A 17,705-nucleotide genomic window follows, 5' to 3' on the forward strand; every position below is an offset into this window, starting at 1 on the left:
GTTATCCTCGGTTTCGGGCACGTAGGACCTGTCTACGTGACCGGGTTCATTGGTTATCCTCGGTTTCGGGCACGTAGGACCTGTCTACGTGACCGGGTTCATTGGTTATCCTCGGTTTCGGGCACGTAGAGCCATCCATCTTTTCAATAAAATCAAAATCACTTAACCAACACTCAAAATAAAAGAACGCTCCTAATAAAATTAGGAACGTTCTTCTTAGTTACATAACCCGTTTAAACATTTTCTCCATTTCATAAACCGAATAATGCACAATAATCGGTCTGCCGTGCGGACATGTAAATGGATCAGATGCTTTCCTCAAATCATCAAGGAGTGCTTGAATCTCATCATTTCGTAAATGCCGATTTGCTTTTATGGATGCCTTGCAGCTCATCATAATCGCTGCCTCTTCACGTAGTTTCTTAATATCCACCTTTTTCATCAATAAAAGCTGTTCAATCATGTCTTCTATGATTTGTTTTTCTTCCCCTTTTGGGAACCACTGTGGATGAGAACGGACAATAAAACTATTTAGTCCAAATTCCTCAAGAAAAACCCCGACCTTTTCAAGCTCACTTTGGTATTCATTTATTTTCAAAAATTCATCCGTCGAGTATTCAAAGGTTAATGGTACAAGCATTTCCTGTAGTTCTGATTGGACTTGCCCAACTTTCTCCCGGAAATACTCATACTTCAACCGTTCCTGGGCCGCATGCTGATCAATGATATATAAGCCATTTTCATTTTGAGCAAAAATGTAGGTTCCATGCATTTGTCCAATCGGATATAGCCGTGGAACTCTGCTCTCGACCGAAACATTATCTGTCTCAATAGGATTCACATTAGGTACAATCACTTTATTACTGTCATCTGGTTCATCATCTGATTCACTAAATGGATTAATAGATTGCCAACTGTCTCTTCCACCTGTCGCTTCATCACGCTGGAAACTAGGTAATTTTTTAACAGGTGTCTCAACAGGCACTTCCAGCCATGGACGGTTCTCCTGGATAGTTGCAGCTGCAACTGGTTGTTTCCATTCAAACTCTTTCTCATCAGTTGCCGGTCTTGTACCTTCATCCAGAACCAATGAAGTTTGTTCTTCCTGCGGTACATCCTTTTTCACTGCTGTATATGCTGTCGGGATAAGGATCTTTGATTTAAACGCTTCTTTTATAATCGAAGTGACAAGCTCATTCAGTTCCGCTTCTTTACTAATGCGGACCTCCATTTTCGAGGGGTGAACATTGACATCAACGAGTAAAGGGTCCATTTCAATATTAAGGAGCACAATCGGGAACCTGCCGATCGGAAGCAAGGTATGATAGCCTTCCTGAATTGCCTTGGCTAATGGATAGTTTTTAATGAATCGTCCATTAATCATTGTCGAAATATAGTTTCTTGAGGCTCTCGTTACCTCAGGCATCGAAGCAAATCCATTAATTTTATAATCCAACGATTGTCCGGTGATTGGAACTAACTGCTTGGCGATCCCCATACCGTAGATCGATGCCAGAACCTGACGAACATCCCCATTACCATTCGTTTGCAGCAGTTTGCGATCATTGTGAATCAGGCGGAAGGCCACCTCCGGATGAGAAAGGGCCAGTCGATTCACGACATCCGTAATATTTCCAAGCTCTGTATGAATCGTCTTCATATATTTTAAACGGGCAGGTGTGTTGAAAAATAAATCAGTAATCGAGATATCGGTCCCACGCCTGCTTGATGCTTTTTCAAACGTTTCAACTTTGCCGCCTTCAATCACCAATCGATTTCCGGCACCTTCACCTGTAGAAGTCTTCATCTCGAGCCGTGAAACCGAGGCAACACTTGGCAGGGCTTCTCCACGGAACCCGAGAGTCAGGATGCGGAACAAATCATTTTCATTTTTGATTTTGGATGTGGCATGACGTTGAAAGGCGAGTAAAACATCCTCTTCCTCGATGCCATTTCCATTATCAGTAATGCGGATTTTGGCGAGTCCCGCCTCTTCTACCTCAATTTCAATCACGGTGCTTCCGGCATCAATCGAATTTTCAACCAACTCTTTTACAACAGAGGCAGGCCGTTCGACTACTTCCCCGGCCGCGATTTTATTAGATAAGGCATCATCTAATTGAATAATTTTACCCATTCGGATTCACCCCCTACTTTAACTTTTTCTGAAGCTCGTACAACAGGTTTATCGCCTGAAGTGGTGTTAAATCCAATATATCAAGTTCCTTCATTTTCTCTATGACTCTTTTCTCCTTCGAAGAGAGATCTTGCTTTTTCACTTCTTTTGGTTCATCAAAGAAAGATAGTTGGGCAGGTTGTTCTTGTACCTCCACTACTTCCACTACTTTTACCACATCTTTTTTTGGCTTGTCTGGTTGGATATCAGACTGCTCGAGTGCGGTTAATATTTCATTGGCACGGCTGATTAATTCTGACGGCAGCCCTGCAAGCTGGGCAACATGAATCCCGTAGCTCTTATCAGCCGGTCCTTCTTTAATTTTATGAAGGAAAACAACTTTTCCATTATGTTCAATCGCACTGACGTGAATGTTTTTTAACTTATCCAGTTCTTCCTCTAAAACCGTTAATTCATGATAATGGGTGGAGAATAGAGTCTTTGCCCCAATCTGGGTGTGAATATATTCAATGATGGCTTGAGCAAGTGCCATTCCATCATAAGTAGATGTACCGCGCCCAATTTCATCAAACAAAATTAAGCTGTTTTGTGTCGCATTTGAAATCGCATTTTTGGCTTCCAACATTTCAACCATAAAGGTACTTTGTCCTGAGATCAAATCGTCAGCGGCACCGATGCGGGTAAATATTTGGTCAAAAATCGGCAGTATCGCTTCTGTGGCCGGAACATTACAGCCAATTTGGGCTAATATCGAGATTAACGCGATTTGGCGCATGTACGTACTTTTCCCTGACATGTTCGGACCCGTGATCAACAAGACTTCGCGCTCGCTGTCCATGTAGCAATCATTTGGAACATATTCCTGGGCGTTTAATACCTTTTCAACGACTGGATGGCGGCCTTCCATTACAACCACCCGGCCTTCCATAGAAAACTGCGGTTTTATATAGTGCCGGTCTTCACTTACTTGAGCAAAACACTGCAGGACATCTAGTTCACTAATCGTTTTTGCCAAGGCCTGTAGACGTGGGATTTGTTCCTTCACAATTTCGCGAATTTCAGTAAACAATTCATACTCAAGCTCACCGCATTTTTCTTCAGCTTGTAAAATTAATGCTTCTTTTTCCTTTAAATCTGGAGTAATAAACCGTTCTGCATTCGATAAGGTTTGCTTCCGTTCATACTGACCCTCTGTTAAAAGATGCAGATTCGCCCGGGTAATCTCAATATAGTAACCAAATACACGATTATAACCTACTTTCAACGATTTAATACCGGTTTTCTCGCGCTCTTCTCGTTCGAGTTGGGCAATCCACGTTTTCCCGTTCCGGCTGGCATCACGATATTGATCGAGCTGAGCATTGTATCCATCACGAATCATATTGCCTTCTTTTAAGGAAAGCGGTGGATTTTCAACAATCGACTGCTCCAATAGATCTGTGATCTCTTCACACGGGTCAAGAAGATCGGCAATTTGGCTCACCTTTTCATTTTGCATGCCTGCAAGGATTTGTTTCAAGTAAGGGACCTGCATTAATGAACGCTTTAATTGGACCAAATCACGGGCATTAATATTGCCAAAGGCTACTCTTCCCGCTAATCGTTCTAAATCGTAAACTTCTTTCAGCTTTTCACGAAGTTCCTGACGCTCGAAATAATAAGACATCAGGACTTCAACGATGGTTTGACGTGATTCAATTTCATTCTGATTGATTAACGGTCGGTCGATCCAGTGTTTTAACATCCTGCCGCCCATTGCGGTCATCGTCTCATCCAGGAGCCATAATAATGAACCTTTCTTTCCTTTGGAACGAATCGTTTCCGTAAGTTCAAGATTGCGCTTTGAATAGTAATCAATTTTCATATATTGATGGATTTGATAGGTAGTGACTGGCTGAAGATGGTCCAAACTTCTTTTTTGTGACCGGTATAAATAGTTAAAAAGTCTTGCGATGGATTGCTTTAATTTTTCTTGATTCAAATCTTGAAGTAAATGCGAATAATTGATATCTATTGAACTATTATCTTCAAACGAAATCGCTAATACATCGCGTTCACGAAGTTTTTTTTGTAGTTCTGCGTCAAAACTGCTAGAGACAACGACTTCCTTTGCACTTAATACGGCTAACTCATTTAAAACTTCGTCAAAATTATTTGATAATAACGTAACCCGGCTTTCGCCGGTTGAGATATCATTGTAGGCAAAACCATAGGTTTGGTCATCAAAGCTTGTGATCGAGGCAATATAGTTATTCTCTTTATCATTTAATCCCTTGCCCTCCATCACTGTTCCCGGTGTGATCAATTGGACAACTTCCCTTTTTACCATCCCTTTGGTCAGTTTCGGGTCTTCAACTTGCTCACAAATGGCCACTTTATAGCCTTTTGAAATAAGTTGTTCAATATAGTTCGGTGCCGCATGGTAGGGAACGCCGCACATCGGAATCCGGTCATCGCTTCCACCTTGTCTGCTCGTTAAAGTTATTTCTAATTCTTGCGAAGCTCTAATCGCATCGTCAAAAAACATTTCATAAAAATCGCCTAAACGAAAAAATAAAAAGGCATCTTGGTAATCTGCCTTAACTGTTAAGTATTGCTGTATCATCGGCGTATATGCAGCCATAATGACCTCCACTAAATAAAGTCTTTCGATTTTCTTCGACAAATTATTATACCATAATTCGAGAAGACTTTATTAGGAAGAAAAAACCTAATCATAATCAAAAAGGAAATAATTAAAATTTCTTAAGAGGAGTAAAAGCAAATCCCATAGAATATAATTATTAAAGTAAAACTAGCATTAATTTACAATTGATAATTGTTTTGAATATTGTCTACAGGGTGGTGGTAATATGGATGGAGTGTTTGGCCGCAGTAACAAAAACTTTGATTTTGATATGTTTTCTGCAAGTCACTTTGTTATTATCTCTATCTTACTCCTAGTTTCAGTCTGCCTATTCCTGTTTAGAGATAAATTGAAGGCTACTGAATGGAGAAGAACGGAAATCGGGTTCGCTGTTTCACTAATCATTATGGAATTGACTTATCATTTTTGGATGATTGTGAATGGAAGTTGGGATGTAAGTCACGCTATCCCATTAGAATTGTGCAGCATTAGTCTGATATTAACCGTCATTTTATTGCTAACTAAGAAAAAAATAATCTATGAGGTTTTATTATTCACAGCATTATTAGGCGCATCTCAGGCGTTATTAACCCCATCATTAAATTATGACTTCCCGCATTTTCGGTTTTTCCATTTCTTTTATACACATTTGATGGAAATCTGGGTGCCGCTTTATTTTACATGGGCAAAGGGATACCGACCGACGATTTGGTCTGTATTTAAATTATGTATCTTTTTGAATGTATTAATGCCGATTATTATGATAATCAATAAGCTGGTCGACGGAAATTATATGTTCTTAAGTCATAAACCGGACAGTGCGAGTTTATTAGATGTTTTAGGACCTTATCCATGGTACATTTTATCGCTAGAAGGTCTATTAATTGGGCTTAGTATAATCGTCTGGTTGATTTTCCGTGAGAAGACTGCAAAAAAAACCGAAGTGGCGAGAGACCTGCCAATTCAATAATCTCAACTTTTTATTGACCTTTTAGAATTAACAAATTATAATAAATAACGTTCCTATTTGATTTGTCTCAGTAGCTCAGTAGGATAGAGCAACAGTTTCCTAAACTGTAGGTCGGAGGTTCGAATCCTCTCTGGGACATCATCGTTATTAAAGCGCTATGTATCGCGGTTTGTCATCCGTCAATCAATACGGTGACAATGCGGTGACATGGCGTTTTTTTTTGTAGTCTGTAGGACGTGTTTTTTGACGCTGTAGGACGTAGACTGGTGAACGAAGGACACTTGCGGCTGAATTACAGAAGGAGCTAAAACCGTATGAAACGTAAGTTTATTGACGGTCGTCTTCGCCGGGCGCTTCTTGCTACCGTGTTCCTTCCATTATATACCCCCGGTAGGTATACTCGTAATGTCCTCTATAATTCCGTCAAATGAATAATATTAAGAAGGAAAACGCTTACAACTTGGCGAATGTATACTTTGAGTTACTAATAAAAGTACACGGAGGGATGTCTTTTGTTGAACTGCAAAAAATGTGAAAAAGAGTTTTATTTCCAAGTTACGGAAATGAATGTCCCTGGAGGCAGAGAGCGTGAGAATATTAATTGCCCCCATTGCGGTGAAACAAATGGTTCAGTTGTAACGAGCGGTGTCGTGTATATTCATAAAATTGAGGAAAACTCTAAGAATTAATTATCGATACTTTACACGACAATTGGGCCCTTGAACATAGGGCTTTCTTTAATTTTTGTACAAATAAAAACGCCACCGGTTAAGGTGACGCAAAGCAATCAATCAACGACCTTAACTCCGACAACACTATCGAACGCCACCCGCTCAAACTCTCCGTCTTTAATTTCAATGCGTAGCTGATGCGTAATAGGATCCACGTGATGTATATGTCCGGTCATCTCCGTAGTAAAGCCGTCCTCCCATATATACCGTAAAAGCCTCACCGCTAATTTGAACTCTATCGCGTAGTCTATCCGCTGGTCAAACTCCTCCGTATCGAATTTGCTTAGCAACGGCCATGGCTGGCGTTCTTGATCCTTGAACATATCGCGCTGCTGCTCGAATACTTGCGGCATAAAGGACGCTGCATTCCATTTAATTAAACCGCGATCTTTTATCGTCATTACGGTCAACTCCTTCGCTATTATCATACACGAACAAACATTCTGGATGTAGATAAAAAAAATCCATTGTAAATCTTTTCAGCATATTAATTCAAAATTGCGTATATTGTCGAAATTTTCTCATTCTTAATAATTAACAAATATGGTACTATTTTCTTATAAGCTTTAAAGCTTTAATACAGTAAAGGAAAACATCTAGATTGGGCTTCAAAGCTTCATGCCTAAGGTTCTTCACTATGGTAGCTTAGCTATCAAAATATTTCAGGAGGATTGATGGATACAAATTTACCTAATGAAAAAGAACTAGATAGTGAATGGATAGACCTGATTTTGGAAGCCCGAAATATAGGGATTTCTATCGAAAAAATTAGAGATTTCCTAATGCATTCTGCTTAGATCGTCAAGGGTCTTTTTTTTCTAAGCTATCTAATTTAGATTTGTTTAGTACGATCGTAAAACAATTATTCACTTACTTTTTTATTTATTGTCGTATATGACATAAAAAATGACCAACACACTGTCAAGAGAACCCTTATGTACACTGTGATTGCGAACATTTTAGTGTAATGAGAAGTACACAAAATGTCAGATTTTAGACAAAAAAGCAGCTAACAACTTTATTTACATGTAAACTCTGGAATTATTCATGAACGTGCTTTCTAACCATTGTCAGCTTAGGGATTGTGTATATTAATAGACTTTGCTTAAGGAACATTTGCTCGACAAATTGTATACATTCTGTCATAAAAAGCTCAATAATTCCGCTGCTAAATACTTACGGACAGAGCTTAAAAAATTGCTGTGTACAGTGAACCAATGACTTAGGCAAAAAAAGAAGGTCAACCAATTTGGTTAACCTTTTTCAGAACGTTCCTTCAGCATACTATAAAGTTCTTCTTCGCTGACTCCAGTCATTTTAGTGATACCTTCAATTTCCCAATCCCAGTCGTATAAATCCAATGCACTTGGATGGTCTTCTGGATTTACCTCTATCCTTCCTCTGGCTTTCTCAAGATCAGTTTTTGTTCCTTCCAGTTCTGCGATAACTCCAATCATATTGAACATAGCCTTTCCAACTGGAGTTGTTGTGTCGATTGAGTCACAAATGCTCACCAGATTGACTCCAAGCTCCTCTAGTTTCTCACTAAGCTCAATTAAGTGTTTGATATTACTTACAATTCTATCGAGCTTGTAAACAATGAGTATATCTCCAGAGCGTAACACGTCTAGACAACGGTCTAGTTCTGGAAGGGCTTTCTTTGTTCCAGACACTTTCTCTGTAAAGAGTCTTTCAACTCCAACTTTCTCTAGAGCGTCCAATTGTAAGTCCAAGTTCTGTTCCATTGTTGAACCACGAGCATACCCAATTTTCATTCCAAGCCCTCCACTTATTGGTTTTGTAAACAGTTAATAAAGGTATATGCTGACACATTAATTTAGAGACCACTGCTTATCTTAGTAATTTTCGTAAATTCAACCAATGAGTGTGTGTACCAACATAATCGTTCAATAACTTATGACCATTTTCCTCTTGACACCAATATTTAAACTTTTTGGAAAGAGTGGTATCCCTGCCTCAAGCCAATTGATCAATTGCTCACATACTTTTCTTATCATCCATTTTCTGATTTGGATGATAAGCCCCTATTACTTTTTATGCCACAACCCTGATCTTGAAAAGATATTTTACAAAAACCATTTTGGCTTTTTCGAAGACTAATTTGAATATCTCCACCTACCCATTGCTTCAATCGAGTTTTTTATTACGTTAAGAAAAACTTGCTTTATCTGGTTCTTCTCACAAGTAATAATAATTGGAGTTTCCTCAGCACTCAATTTACAGTGAATATTATTCATCTTGAACTCAGGTGTTAATAATTCAAGCGTAAGCTCGATTATTTCTCTTACATCCATTCGGTTTGGTTGAAACGCTAGAGGTTTTCCCAAAGTGAGTAATTCACTAGTTATCGTTTCAATTCGTTCAATTTCACTTATGAGCAAATCGCTATACTTATCATCACAGCATTCTGACCGATTAAGTTGTACAAACCCTTTTAAGGTTGTAAGCGTATTCCTTATTTCATGAGCTACTCCTGCGGCTAATTCGCCAACAATTGCTAACTTTTCAGATTGCAGAAGAAGCTGTTCTGATTTTTTCCGATTCGAGATATCTCCGCTTACCATAACAATATGTTCGATCGTATTATCTCCCCCTAATACAGGCATACAATGGGATTCCAACTCAATCCAATTTCCTTGTTTATGGAGCAATCGGAATTCAATAGCTTGAGAATCATTGTTGTTAAACATGTTATCTAATGAAATTCTAATTGTACAAACATCATCAGGATGAAATAATTTAGAGAATGATTTACCTTCCAATTCCGATTCTTAGTATCCTAAAACATACTTATGTGAAGGAGAGAAGTAACGAATTGAATACTCTTTATCCAACACCACTATAAGGTCTAACGTTTTCTCTGCTATTAATCGGTGGTTTGATTCACTTTCTTCTACTTTCTTAAACATGTATGTCAATTGATTATTTAATCTATATAGCTTGATATATGACTCTATTAGAAAGGTAGCAAAGATTACTCCGGACCCTACAAATAATAAATACTTAATATGGAAGTAGAGATTATCGTTTGTTTTATATATGTAGAGTACAAATAATAGATAGATAAAAACATAGGTACCAAATAGAATTAAAACTTTTTTTATGGAAGTATGTCGAGAAAAGTATCTATGCAAGACCGAAAAGCCAATCATTATGAAGATCCAACCTACTATGACAATATACCAATCAATACCACCATAAAGCCTTCCTAGCAATGCCAATCCGTCAGTAATGTTGGTACTTTAGGTGTGGCTCTTGTTTTAGTGGTTACCTGAATTGCCGAAAATTTGCCGAAAAACTCAGTAAAACCATATTTATTTAATTGTTTTTGATTGAATGTAATTATCAAAAAAGCTTGATAAATCAACGCTTTTTATTGAAATTTAGTTATAAAAATACCAATTTCATACTTTTCCTAAACTGTAGGTTGGAGGTTCGAATCCTCTCTGGGACATAAAACCTTTATAAAAACACTGATATTATCGCATTTCTGGCGGATTTAACTTTCCGGTAAGAGATACATAATATCAGTGTTTTTTTATAAGATTGTAGGATCTGTCGAAAAAGCCCCTCTCGAAAGGGGGCTTTAGGGTGAATTATTTTTAAATTATCTTCTTTTACTAGAACCATTTTTAAGAACTCTATTTAAAAACATTTTTGCTGTTAGGATGACTGCTGAAATTATCACAAAGCCTAAGAAAAATACAACGTATCCCCATAATCCCACGATAGCATCTTGAAATTCCATGTTACCTCTATTAGTGATAGCCTGTTGTATTTCTATTGCAAATACTAAAACTACCATAAATGTAAAAGTATAGAGGAATGATAGTATTGTGATCCCAAAGGGCATATTAGATATGATTTTAGACAAAATAAGTACAATAAGAAATACAATGATTCCAATAATACCCATTATCCAAAAGTGTAAGTCTTTATCGTTTAATCCAAGATTTAAATAATTACTTGCATAAAATTGAATAAAATCATGGACATTATTTAAAAGATCAGTAAGCATGAGAATTATTTCTTTCAATTTTACCACTCCTTAACTACATTGTATTACAGCAATAAAATCAATGCAAAAAGAATCACGTCAGGCAGACGTGACCATGAAAGAGATATATCGGGCAAAATAGCTGCAAAATAAGAAGATGAAGGACATGGCAAAACCATTTTTGGCTTTTAAACCATATATTTTGCTTATTTCATCATTTGTTTAACCAATTCTCTATTGCGCTTCTTAAAGAGATCATTGTGGGAAGAGACCATCCCGATTTTACTTGCGTCAGGCTGAATAAATTGTTTTGCCTTATTTACTGCGTTCGCTGCATCTTGGAAGGCACCCGTTATTAAATTTACCTTACCATCATACATAAGGATATCACCGGCAGCATAAAGCCCCTCAATGGATGATTCACTTACTGAATTACCAGCAATATAATAATTGTCTGCTAGCTTTATATTTAAACTACTGTTTTCCAGTAATGCAGCGTCTTGTTCATATCCATGATTAATAATCACTTCATCAATTGGCAAAAAAGAAACCTCTCCTGAAATATGGTTTGTCAGTTCCACCATTTCAATAGCTTCATGATTGTTGCTGGCAATCAGTTTGGTAATCGAGGTGTGAAATAAACAAACAGCCGAACTTTTCATTAACTGAGTTGCTTGTGCCTCGTGACCTTTTAATGCATCTTTTCTATAGGTTACATAAACTATTTTGGCAATCGACTCTAACTCATTCGCCCAATCAATGGCTGTATTTCCACCACCTGAAATGATGACAGTCTTATCTTTGAAATGTTTTAATGACTTGACTGTGTAATTTAAATTAGATACCTCAAATCTTTCAGCCCCTTCAATGTCCAGCTTTTGAGGGTTCAAGATTCCACTGCCGATTGCGACTATGACTGTTTTCGATAAATGCTTCTGACCGGAGGCTGCTTGTAATTCAAAAATTCCGTCTTCATTTCGTGTAATCGACTCAACCTTTTCGTTTAACACTACGGTTGGATTAAACGTTAACCCCTGTGTAACTAGCTGCTCTATTAATTTGGCTCCAGGAATGGGTGTTTGCCCGCCTACATCCCAGATCATTTTCTCTGGATAAACATGAATTTTCCCACCTAATTGCGGCTGGAATTCTATGATCTTTGTTTTCATTTCTCTAAGTCCGCTATAAAAAGTAGAATAAAGCCCTGCTGGTCCCCCGCCAATTACGGTCACATCAAATAATTCCTGCTGCTCCATCTATAAACACTCCCTGCCAAGACAATCTTTTTATGAATAATATGTAGTGGATTCATTACCATTTCGCGCATCACGTTCACAGACATGTTCAAAAGGACAAGATTCACAATTTTTTTCATTATATACCTCATTAAATCTTGAAGAATTACCTAGTAAATGATTCATTAATTGCAAATAACGGATGCCTTCATCAATTCTTTCAGGTGTAGGAAAATAGGTATGCTTTCTTCCATCCAATAAAGTTGTCACTTCAATTCTACTAGGGATTTTATTAAATACCTTTTTTGAAAATACTGCGATTAAATAGTTATATAGCATTAACATGTCTTTTTCTGCGTCAACCAAGTATTTTTTAACAACAAAGGAGGAATTGGACCATTCCGCCACATCAATAGTTAACGAGAGATCCATATCTAGTTCTTGTATAGTGGATGTAAATTTTTCAAATAAAAACAAAGGCGGGGCTGAATCTGTTTCTGCGGTCAAATTTTGCATTAAGTAATCGGTAATTTTAGCTGTCACCGTATAATATTGAATTCGAGACTCAAATATTTGAGGAGAAATGTTGGACCAATATCGTTCAACCAATGAAAGTATCTTCGTTGCTGACCGCTGTTCAATTGGGAGTCGAAAATAGGAAAAAACGACATGATTTACCACCTGTTGCACCATATGTCTCCAGTCCTTTGGCCGTTTTTTCTTCTCAATATATTCATAATAAAATTTATAAGGACAAGTAATGAACACTCTTAAATTTTCTTCTGTAAAATATTTCATTTCGTTCAGCTGGCTCTTCATGTCAAAGCCCCTCCCCTATCATCAATCCCACTCTGCTAATTGATAAATATTATCACTTAACCCTATTTTAATTGATAACGATTATCAATATCAAATGTTTTTTTAATTTTTTTGAATTTTTTTATTAAATTATTAACATCCACTCCGTCCTATCAACGATTTCCCACTCTTTTCACAACGATTCTCAGAAAAACTAAAAAAATAGTTATTGACAAGAAATAAATCGACCGAATATAGTTAGGTGTGAAAATGATAATCATTATCAACAACATGTTGTTACTAACTCTTGTTTAAAAGGAGGTCAATAATGGTTCGGTTATATACAGAGGATTTAAACATTAGCTATGATGAACAGTTGATTGTTAAAAATCTCAGTGTGAAAATACCCGATCGTAAAATTACAACCATCATCGGTTCTAATGGCTGCGGGAAGTCTACATTATTGAAAGCAATCACACGGATTATTTCGCAGCAATCTGGAACCGTTTTGTTAGATGGAAAAGATATCTCAAAGGAAAATACCAAGATTCTTGCAAAAAAAATGGCCATTCTCCCGCAATCACCTGAAAGTGCCGGTGGATTGTCAGTGGGTGAGCTCGTTTCCTATGGCCGCTTTCCTTATCAAAAAGGCTTTGGCCGCTTAACGAAAAAAGATTATGAAGTTATTGACTGGGCACTTGAAGTCACAGGTTTACTAGACTTTAAGTTTCGTTCAGTTGATTCCTTATCAGGAGGTCAACGACAACGAGTTTGGATTGCCATGGCTCTTGCTCAAGAAACGGACATCATCTTTCTGGATGAACCAACCACCTTTTTAGATATGGCCCATCAACTGGAAGTACTAGAGCTTCTTCAACGGCTGAACATTGAACAGGAACGTACAATTGTCATGGTCCTTCACGATTTAAATCATGCTGCGCGTTTCGCTGACTATATTATTGCTCTGAAAGAGGGCCATATCGTCAAGGCAGGAGATTGCGAGGAAGTTATGACTACTGAAGTGTTGAAAAAGGTTTTCCAAATAGATGCCCAAATCGGAAAAGATCCACGAACAAATAAGCCCATGTGTATTACCTACAACTTATTAAAAGGAGAAATTATAAATGAAAAAGCTGCTATTTCCGTTTATCCTGCTCTTAGTGTTAATTATTAGTGCCTGCAGTAACGAGACCTCAGGAACAGAAGAGAGTTCCAGTAAAAAAGAAGAACAACCAAAAACCATTACATATCAATCAGAAAATGGACCAATAGAAGTCCCTGCCAACCCAAAACGTGTCATTTTGCTGTCAGGATTCACAGGTAATGTCATCGATTTAGGTGTAAATATCGTTGGTGTAGATGTTTGGTCTAAAAATAATCCCACTTTTAAAGAAGAATTAAAAGATGTCGCAGAAGTATCTGATGAAAACCTAGAAAAAATTATCGAATTAGAACCAGATTTAATCATTGGGTTATCCAATATTAAAAACCTTGATAAATTAAAAGAAATTGCTCCAACTGTAACTTATACTTGGGGGAAAGCCGATTATTTAACCCAACACCTAGAAATCGGAAAATTGTTAAATAAAGAGAAAGAAGCCCAAGCTTGGGTTGATGACTTCAAAACACGGGCCAAAACTGCGGGAGACGAAATTCGATCAAAAATTGGTGAAGATGCAACGGTTTCAGTCATCGAAGCTTATGATAAGGATCTATATGTATTCGGCAATAACTGGGCAAGAGGAACTGAAATCTTATATCAAGCTATGAATTTGAGAATGCCTGATAAGGTGAAGGAAATGGCATTGAAATCTGGTTACTATACGATTTCAGCAGAGGTACTTCCTGAGTATGCTGGGGACTATGTGATCCTTAGTAAATACGCTGATGCGGATCACTCATTCCAAGAAACAGAAACATACAAGAATATTCCAGCCGTTAAAAACAATCGTGTCTTTGAACTAAATGGAAACGGTGCTTCCTTTAGTGACCCAGTTACATTAGATAAGCAATTAGACTTTTTTAAGAAGTCATTTCTCGGAAATTAATAATCTATGAGGGATTCTTATTCAAGAATTCCCTCTTCCCTTATTCTAGGAAAGAAAAGATGAGAGACTGATGACAAAAGAAAATTTCCCCTTTGTATATAAAATTATCGCTGCTTTCCTTGTTTTTGCTGGTATGACCATTGCTGCCTGTGTTTTTGGAGCGGCAGATACTACTGTCAAGGATGTATGGCGAGCGTTAACTTCAAATGTAAGTGATAATGCCACTTCGATGCTCCGTGAAATCCGATTTCCAAGAGCAGCTGCAGCCATTTTTGTTGGTGCTGCTCTTGCTGTTTCAGGAGCAATCATGCAAGGACTGACGAGAAATCCACTAGCAGATCCTGGTTTACTTGGATTAACAGCTGGTGCGAATGCGGCACTTGCCATAACCATTGCGTTTATCCCTTCTGCCAATTATTTCAGCTTGACGATCGCTTGTTTTGTGGGAGCTGCTGTTGGAACATTGATGGTTTTTGGTATCGGTTCCATAAAGAAAGGCGGCTTTTCTCCGCTTAGAATTGTTTTAGCTGGAGCAGCGGTCTCTGCCTTCCTTTATGCAGTTGCAGAAGGAATTGGGATTTATTTCAAAGTTTCCAAAAATGTTTCTATGTGGACTTCTGGAGGGATGATTGGGACGTCATGGAATCAGCTTCAAATCATCGTCCCATTTATTATTATTGGGATCCTTGTGTCACTTTTTCTCTCCAGACAGCTTACCATTTTAAGCTTAAATGAAGAAGTTGCCGTTGGACTAGGTCAAAAAACCACTCAAATAAAGACGATTCTATTTATAGTGATCATTCTATTAGCTGGTGCTTCGGTGGCACTTGTCGGGAATATGGCCTTCATCGGCTTAATGGTTCCCCATTTGGTTCGCGCAATCGTCGGAACGGATTACCGTTTCATCATTCCAATGTCCGCTATTTCTGGTGCCACTTTTATGCTTTTTGCTGATACCCTTGGCCGAACAATTAATGCTCCTTACGAAACACCTATCATTGCAATAATGGCTGTAATGGGGTTGCCCTTCTTCCTTGTTATTGTTCGTAAAGGAGGAAGAGTATTTTCATGATTCAACCTTCTTTATTAAAAAAACAGCGATTGCTTTTATCTATTTTATTAGTACTCATATTGATTTCAAGTATTATTGCCATGGGTTTGGGCTACTCCTCCCTTTCCTATGACAGACTCATACCAACCCTTCTCGGACATGGAACGTTTAAAGAAGATTTTGTTTTATTTTCTATCCGCTTACCAAGAATGATTATTACATTGTTAGCAGGGATGGCCTTGGCCTTATCTGGTTCTATTTTACAAGGAATCACACGAAATGATCTTGCTGACCCTGGTATTATTGGGATAAACTCTGGAGCAGGTGTTGCTATTACCGTTTTCTTTTTGTTTTTCCCGATCGAAGCAGGTTCATTTGTCTACGTGCTTCCCCTTGTTGCTTTTTGCGGTGCTATACTAACTGCCGCACTAATCTACCTATTTTCATATAAAAGAAGTACTGGCATACAGCCGGTTAGATTAGTTCTAGTTGGGATTGGTTTTTCGATGGCACTTTCTGGGGTAATGATTGTCCTGATTTCATCTGCCGAACGGGAAAAGGTAGATTTTATTTCTAAATGGTTAGTGGGGAATATTTGGGGAACGGATTGGCCTTTTATTTGGGCATTCTTACCTTGGTTATTGATTCTAATCCCCTACACATTATTCAAGGCTAATCGATTGAATCTTCTCGGACTAAGTGAACCTGTAGCCATCGGTGTGGGTGTTTCGATTGAAAAGGAACGGATCGTTTTACTAGTAACAGCCGTGGCCCTTGCTGCTTCTGCCGTTTCAGTTACGGGAGGAATTTCCTTTATCGGATTGATGGCTCCCCATATAGCAAAAGTGTTGGTAGGACCTAGAAATCAACTATTTATTCCCTTAGCCATTCTAATAGGCGGTTGGCTCTTACTCATTGCTGATACCATTGGACGGAATTTGGTTGAACCCAATGGTATTCCAGCTGGTATAATGGTTGCCTTAATCGGTGCTCCGTACTTTATGTATTTGTTATTGAAAAAATAAGAAACAATGAATCCCAATATTTAAGGGATTCATTGTTTTTTTATACTTCCTTGCTCATGCTCGAATTGTCCTCTTTCTGAATTCCTTCGGTGTCAGTCCATATTTCCCTTTAAATATCCGGTAAAAATAACTGATATTATCATACCCCACCTGCTCCACAATTGAAGCAATCGCCATGTCGGTTCCTTCCAATAATTCTTTCGCTTTGATAAGTCGCCTCTCTTGCAGAAGCTCTTTGAATGTGTGGGAGGTGGCCTTTTTTATGGTTTTACTTAAACCATAGTGAGATTGTTTCAATCGGTCGGCTAATTCATATAACGAGGCGTCCTTAAACTGTTCTTCAATATACTTAAGTGATTCTACTACCAAATAGTGATTGATAGATGCCTCTTCCTTTCTCTCCACCTTATCAGAATTCTTAATCAGTTCAATCAAGAAAAGCCCCATATACAGTTTAATGGTTGACTCTGAGAAAGCAGAAGGATGCATGATTTCCTCAATCATTTTTCCAATCATGTCCTGAATAGCAGGTACATCAGCCACTTTAAAATAAAGGAATTGACCGTTCTGCGTGTTGTTATATAAGCTATTAAGCAGAAAATCACTGATTATATTTTCGGAACTTAAAAAGGAAAAAATAAAGTCGAAGAAAGAAGGACGAATGATAAAATTAATGACAATGTCTTCTTTGGCACAGGCCTTGATCTCATGTTCAATATGCTGATTTAATAATAGAAGTTCTCCCTTTTTCAGGGTTAATTGTCTGCCGCCAACTGTTTGAATCAATTCCCCGTTATAAACATAATTGACTTCTATATAATCATGTTTATGTAAGGGGAAATCAACAAATCTAGTGTGCTTTCGAACCATGATCATTTTGTCTTTGCTAAGGAATTTTTCGCTTTCAATAATAAAATTTGTCTTACTTGTGTATATGTCTTTACTTACTTCCGTTTTTTGCTCAAGGATGCTTTTCTCTTCATCCGTAATCTGTAAAAGTTCATTTAGAAGGTCATAGTTCATACAACTCACCTTTTTCCTGTGTTCTCTCCCAGCGTTGCATTCG

The 17,705-nt window shown here is 37.9% G+C and carries 16 protein-coding genes and 1 tRNA gene; 8 read left to right on the top strand and 9 right to left on the bottom strand.

The genetic code is table 11. The annotated features are described in order from the left end of the window. Window positions 1-220 precede the first annotated feature (220 nt). Complete coding sequence (gene mutL, locus AB7942_RS00005) at window positions 221-2,137, bottom strand: DNA mismatch repair endonuclease MutL (protein ID WP_369445355.1); 1,917 nt, start codon at window positions 2,135-2,137, stop codon at window positions 221-223. A 13-nt stretch (window positions 2,138-2,150) separates the two neighbouring features. Next, window positions 2,151-4,760, bottom strand: coding sequence for a DNA mismatch repair protein MutS (gene mutS, locus AB7942_RS00010; protein WP_369445356.1), 2,610 nt, complete (start codon window positions 4,758-4,760; stop codon window positions 2,151-2,153). 229 nt (window positions 4,761-4,989) lie between these two features. Here mutS and AB7942_RS00015 point away from each other — a divergent pair, with 229 nt between their 5' ends. The 3 genes from AB7942_RS00015 to AB7942_RS00025 all read left to right on the top strand — a co-directional run bounded on the left by AB7942_RS00015 (window position 4,990) and on the right by AB7942_RS00025 (window position 6,422). Beyond that, complete coding sequence (locus AB7942_RS00015) at window positions 4,990-5,733, top strand: YwaF family protein (RefSeq protein ID WP_369445357.1); 744 nt, start codon at window positions 4,990-4,992, stop codon at window positions 5,731-5,733. A 64-nt stretch (window positions 5,734-5,797) separates the two neighbouring features. After that, window positions 5,798-5,871 (top strand) — tRNA-Arg (locus tag AB7942_RS00020). 374 nt (window positions 5,872-6,245) lie between these two features. Then, entirely contained in the window at window positions 6,246-6,422 is a 177-nt protein-coding gene (locus AB7942_RS00025) for a hypothetical protein (RefSeq protein ID WP_369445358.1), read from the top strand. A 98-nt stretch (window positions 6,423-6,520) separates the two neighbouring features. On the opposite strand, the gene AB7942_RS00030 is transcribed toward AB7942_RS00025, so the two are convergent. Beyond that, window positions 6,521-6,865: a YolD-like family protein gene (locus AB7942_RS00030; protein WP_369445359.1), complete on the bottom strand. Its 345-nt coding sequence runs from the start codon at window positions 6,863-6,865 to the stop codon at window positions 6,521-6,523. Between the two features lie 273 nt (window positions 6,866-7,138). Between AB7942_RS00030 and AB7942_RS00035 the strand changes: the two genes are divergently transcribed. After that, entirely contained in the window at window positions 7,139-7,261 is a 123-nt protein-coding gene (locus AB7942_RS00035) for an anti-repressor SinI family protein (protein ID WP_088086520.1), read from the top strand. 456 nt (window positions 7,262-7,717) lie between these two features. On the opposite strand, the gene AB7942_RS00040 is transcribed toward AB7942_RS00035, so the two are convergent. The 5 genes from AB7942_RS00040 to AB7942_RS00060 all read right to left on the bottom strand — a co-directional run bounded on the left by AB7942_RS00040 (window position 7,718) and on the right by AB7942_RS00060 (window position 12,536). Next, complete coding sequence (locus AB7942_RS00040) at window positions 7,718-8,239, bottom strand: recombinase family protein (RefSeq protein ID WP_369445360.1); 522 nt, start codon at window positions 8,237-8,239, stop codon at window positions 7,718-7,720. A 342-nt stretch (window positions 8,240-8,581) separates the two neighbouring features. Further along, on the bottom strand, window positions 8,582-9,247 hold the full coding sequence (locus AB7942_RS00045; RefSeq protein ID WP_369445361.1) for a histidine kinase dimerization/phospho-acceptor domain-containing protein: 666 nt from the start codon (window positions 9,245-9,247) through the stop codon (window positions 8,582-8,584). An 845-nt stretch (window positions 9,248-10,092) separates the two neighbouring features. Beyond that, window positions 10,093-10,521, bottom strand: coding sequence for a hypothetical protein (locus tag AB7942_RS00050; protein ID WP_369445362.1), 429 nt, complete (start codon window positions 10,519-10,521; stop codon window positions 10,093-10,095). A gap of 167 nt (window positions 10,522-10,688) precedes the next feature. Continuing rightward, on the bottom strand, window positions 10,689-11,738 hold the full coding sequence (locus AB7942_RS00055; protein ID WP_369445363.1) for an NAD(P)/FAD-dependent oxidoreductase: 1,050 nt from the start codon (window positions 11,736-11,738) through the stop codon (window positions 10,689-10,691). 30 nt (window positions 11,739-11,768) lie between these two features. Next, window positions 11,769-12,536: a hypothetical protein gene (locus AB7942_RS00060; RefSeq protein WP_369445364.1), complete on the bottom strand. Its 768-nt coding sequence runs from the start codon at window positions 12,534-12,536 to the stop codon at window positions 11,769-11,771. A 307-nt stretch (window positions 12,537-12,843) separates the two neighbouring features. Between AB7942_RS00060 and AB7942_RS00065 the strand changes: the two genes are divergently transcribed. The 4 genes from AB7942_RS00065 (at window position 12,844) to AB7942_RS00080 (ending at window position 16,639) form a co-directional block, all read left to right on the top strand. Beyond that, window positions 12,844-13,689 carry an ABC transporter ATP-binding protein gene (locus AB7942_RS00065; protein ID WP_369445365.1) on the top strand — a complete coding sequence of 282 codons (846 nt, stop codon included), beginning with the start codon at window positions 12,844-12,846 and terminating at the stop codon, window positions 13,687-13,689. Further along, window positions 13,640-14,563 carry an iron-hydroxamate ABC transporter substrate-binding protein gene (locus AB7942_RS00070; RefSeq protein ID WP_369445366.1) on the top strand — a complete coding sequence of 308 codons (924 nt, stop codon included), beginning with the start codon at window positions 13,640-13,642 and terminating at the stop codon, window positions 14,561-14,563. The genes AB7942_RS00065 and AB7942_RS00070 overlap by 50 nt, the downstream gene beginning before the upstream one ends. Before the next feature lie 70 nt (window positions 14,564-14,633). After that, window positions 14,634-15,635: a FecCD family ABC transporter permease gene (locus AB7942_RS00075; RefSeq protein WP_369445367.1), complete on the top strand. Its 1,002-nt coding sequence runs from the start codon at window positions 14,634-14,636 to the stop codon at window positions 15,633-15,635. Next, window positions 15,632-16,639 carry a FecCD family ABC transporter permease gene (locus AB7942_RS00080; RefSeq protein WP_369445368.1) on the top strand — a complete coding sequence of 336 codons (1,008 nt, stop codon included), beginning with the start codon at window positions 15,632-15,634 and terminating at the stop codon, window positions 16,637-16,639. The genes AB7942_RS00075 and AB7942_RS00080 overlap by 4 nt, the downstream gene beginning before the upstream one ends. 54 nt (window positions 16,640-16,693) lie before the next feature. Here AB7942_RS00080 and AB7942_RS00085 read toward each other — a convergent pair whose 3' ends face one another. Further along, window positions 16,694-17,662, bottom strand: coding sequence for a helix-turn-helix domain-containing protein (locus AB7942_RS00085; RefSeq protein ID WP_369445369.1), 969 nt, complete (start codon window positions 17,660-17,662; stop codon window positions 16,694-16,696). Between the last annotated feature and the right edge of the window lie 43 nt (window positions 17,663-17,705).

Source organism: Neobacillus sp. BF23-41 (genome assembly GCF_041106275.1).

Bases quoted from the DNA above. Each gene is read 5' to 3' on its own strand.
- AB7942_RS00055 (WP_369445363.1), bottom strand. From the start codon at position 11,738: ATGGAGCAGCAGGAATTATTTGATGTGACCGTAATTGGCGGGGGACCA.
- AB7942_RS00085 (WP_369445369.1), bottom strand. From the start codon at position 17,662: ATGAACTATGACCTTCTAAATGAACTTTTACAGATTACGGATGAAGAG.
- AB7942_RS00030 (WP_369445359.1), bottom strand. From the start codon at position 6,865: ATGACGATAAAAGATCGCGGTTTAATTAAATGGAATGCAGCGTCCTTT.
- AB7942_RS00070 (WP_369445366.1), top strand. From the start codon at position 13,640: ATGAAAAAGCTGCTATTTCCGTTTATCCTGCTCTTAGTGTTAATTATT.
- AB7942_RS00040 (WP_369445360.1), bottom strand. From the start codon at position 8,239: ATGAAAATTGGGTATGCTCGTGGTTCAACAATGGAACAGAACTTGGAC.
- mutL (WP_369445355.1), bottom strand. From the start codon at position 2,137: ATGGGTAAAATTATTCAATTAGATGATGCCTTATCTAATAAAATCGCG.
- AB7942_RS00035 (WP_088086520.1), top strand. From the start codon at position 7,139: ATGGATACAAATTTACCTAATGAAAAAGAACTAGATAGTGAATGGATA.
- AB7942_RS00080 (WP_369445368.1), top strand. From the start codon at position 15,632: ATGATTCAACCTTCTTTATTAAAAAAACAGCGATTGCTTTTATCTATT.
- AB7942_RS00015 (WP_369445357.1), top strand. From the start codon at position 4,990: ATGGATGGAGTGTTTGGCCGCAGTAACAAAAACTTTGATTTTGATATG.
- AB7942_RS00065 (WP_369445365.1), top strand. From the start codon at position 12,844: ATGGTTCGGTTATATACAGAGGATTTAAACATTAGCTATGATGAACAG.
- mutS (WP_369445356.1), bottom strand. From the start codon at position 4,760: ATGGCTGCATATACGCCGATGATACAGCAATACTTAACAGTTAAGGCA.
- AB7942_RS00060 (WP_369445364.1), bottom strand. From the start codon at position 12,536: ATGAAGAGCCAGCTGAACGAAATGAAATATTTTACAGAAGAAAATTTA.
- AB7942_RS00075 (WP_369445367.1), top strand. From the start codon at position 14,634: ATGACAAAAGAAAATTTCCCCTTTGTATATAAAATTATCGCTGCTTTC.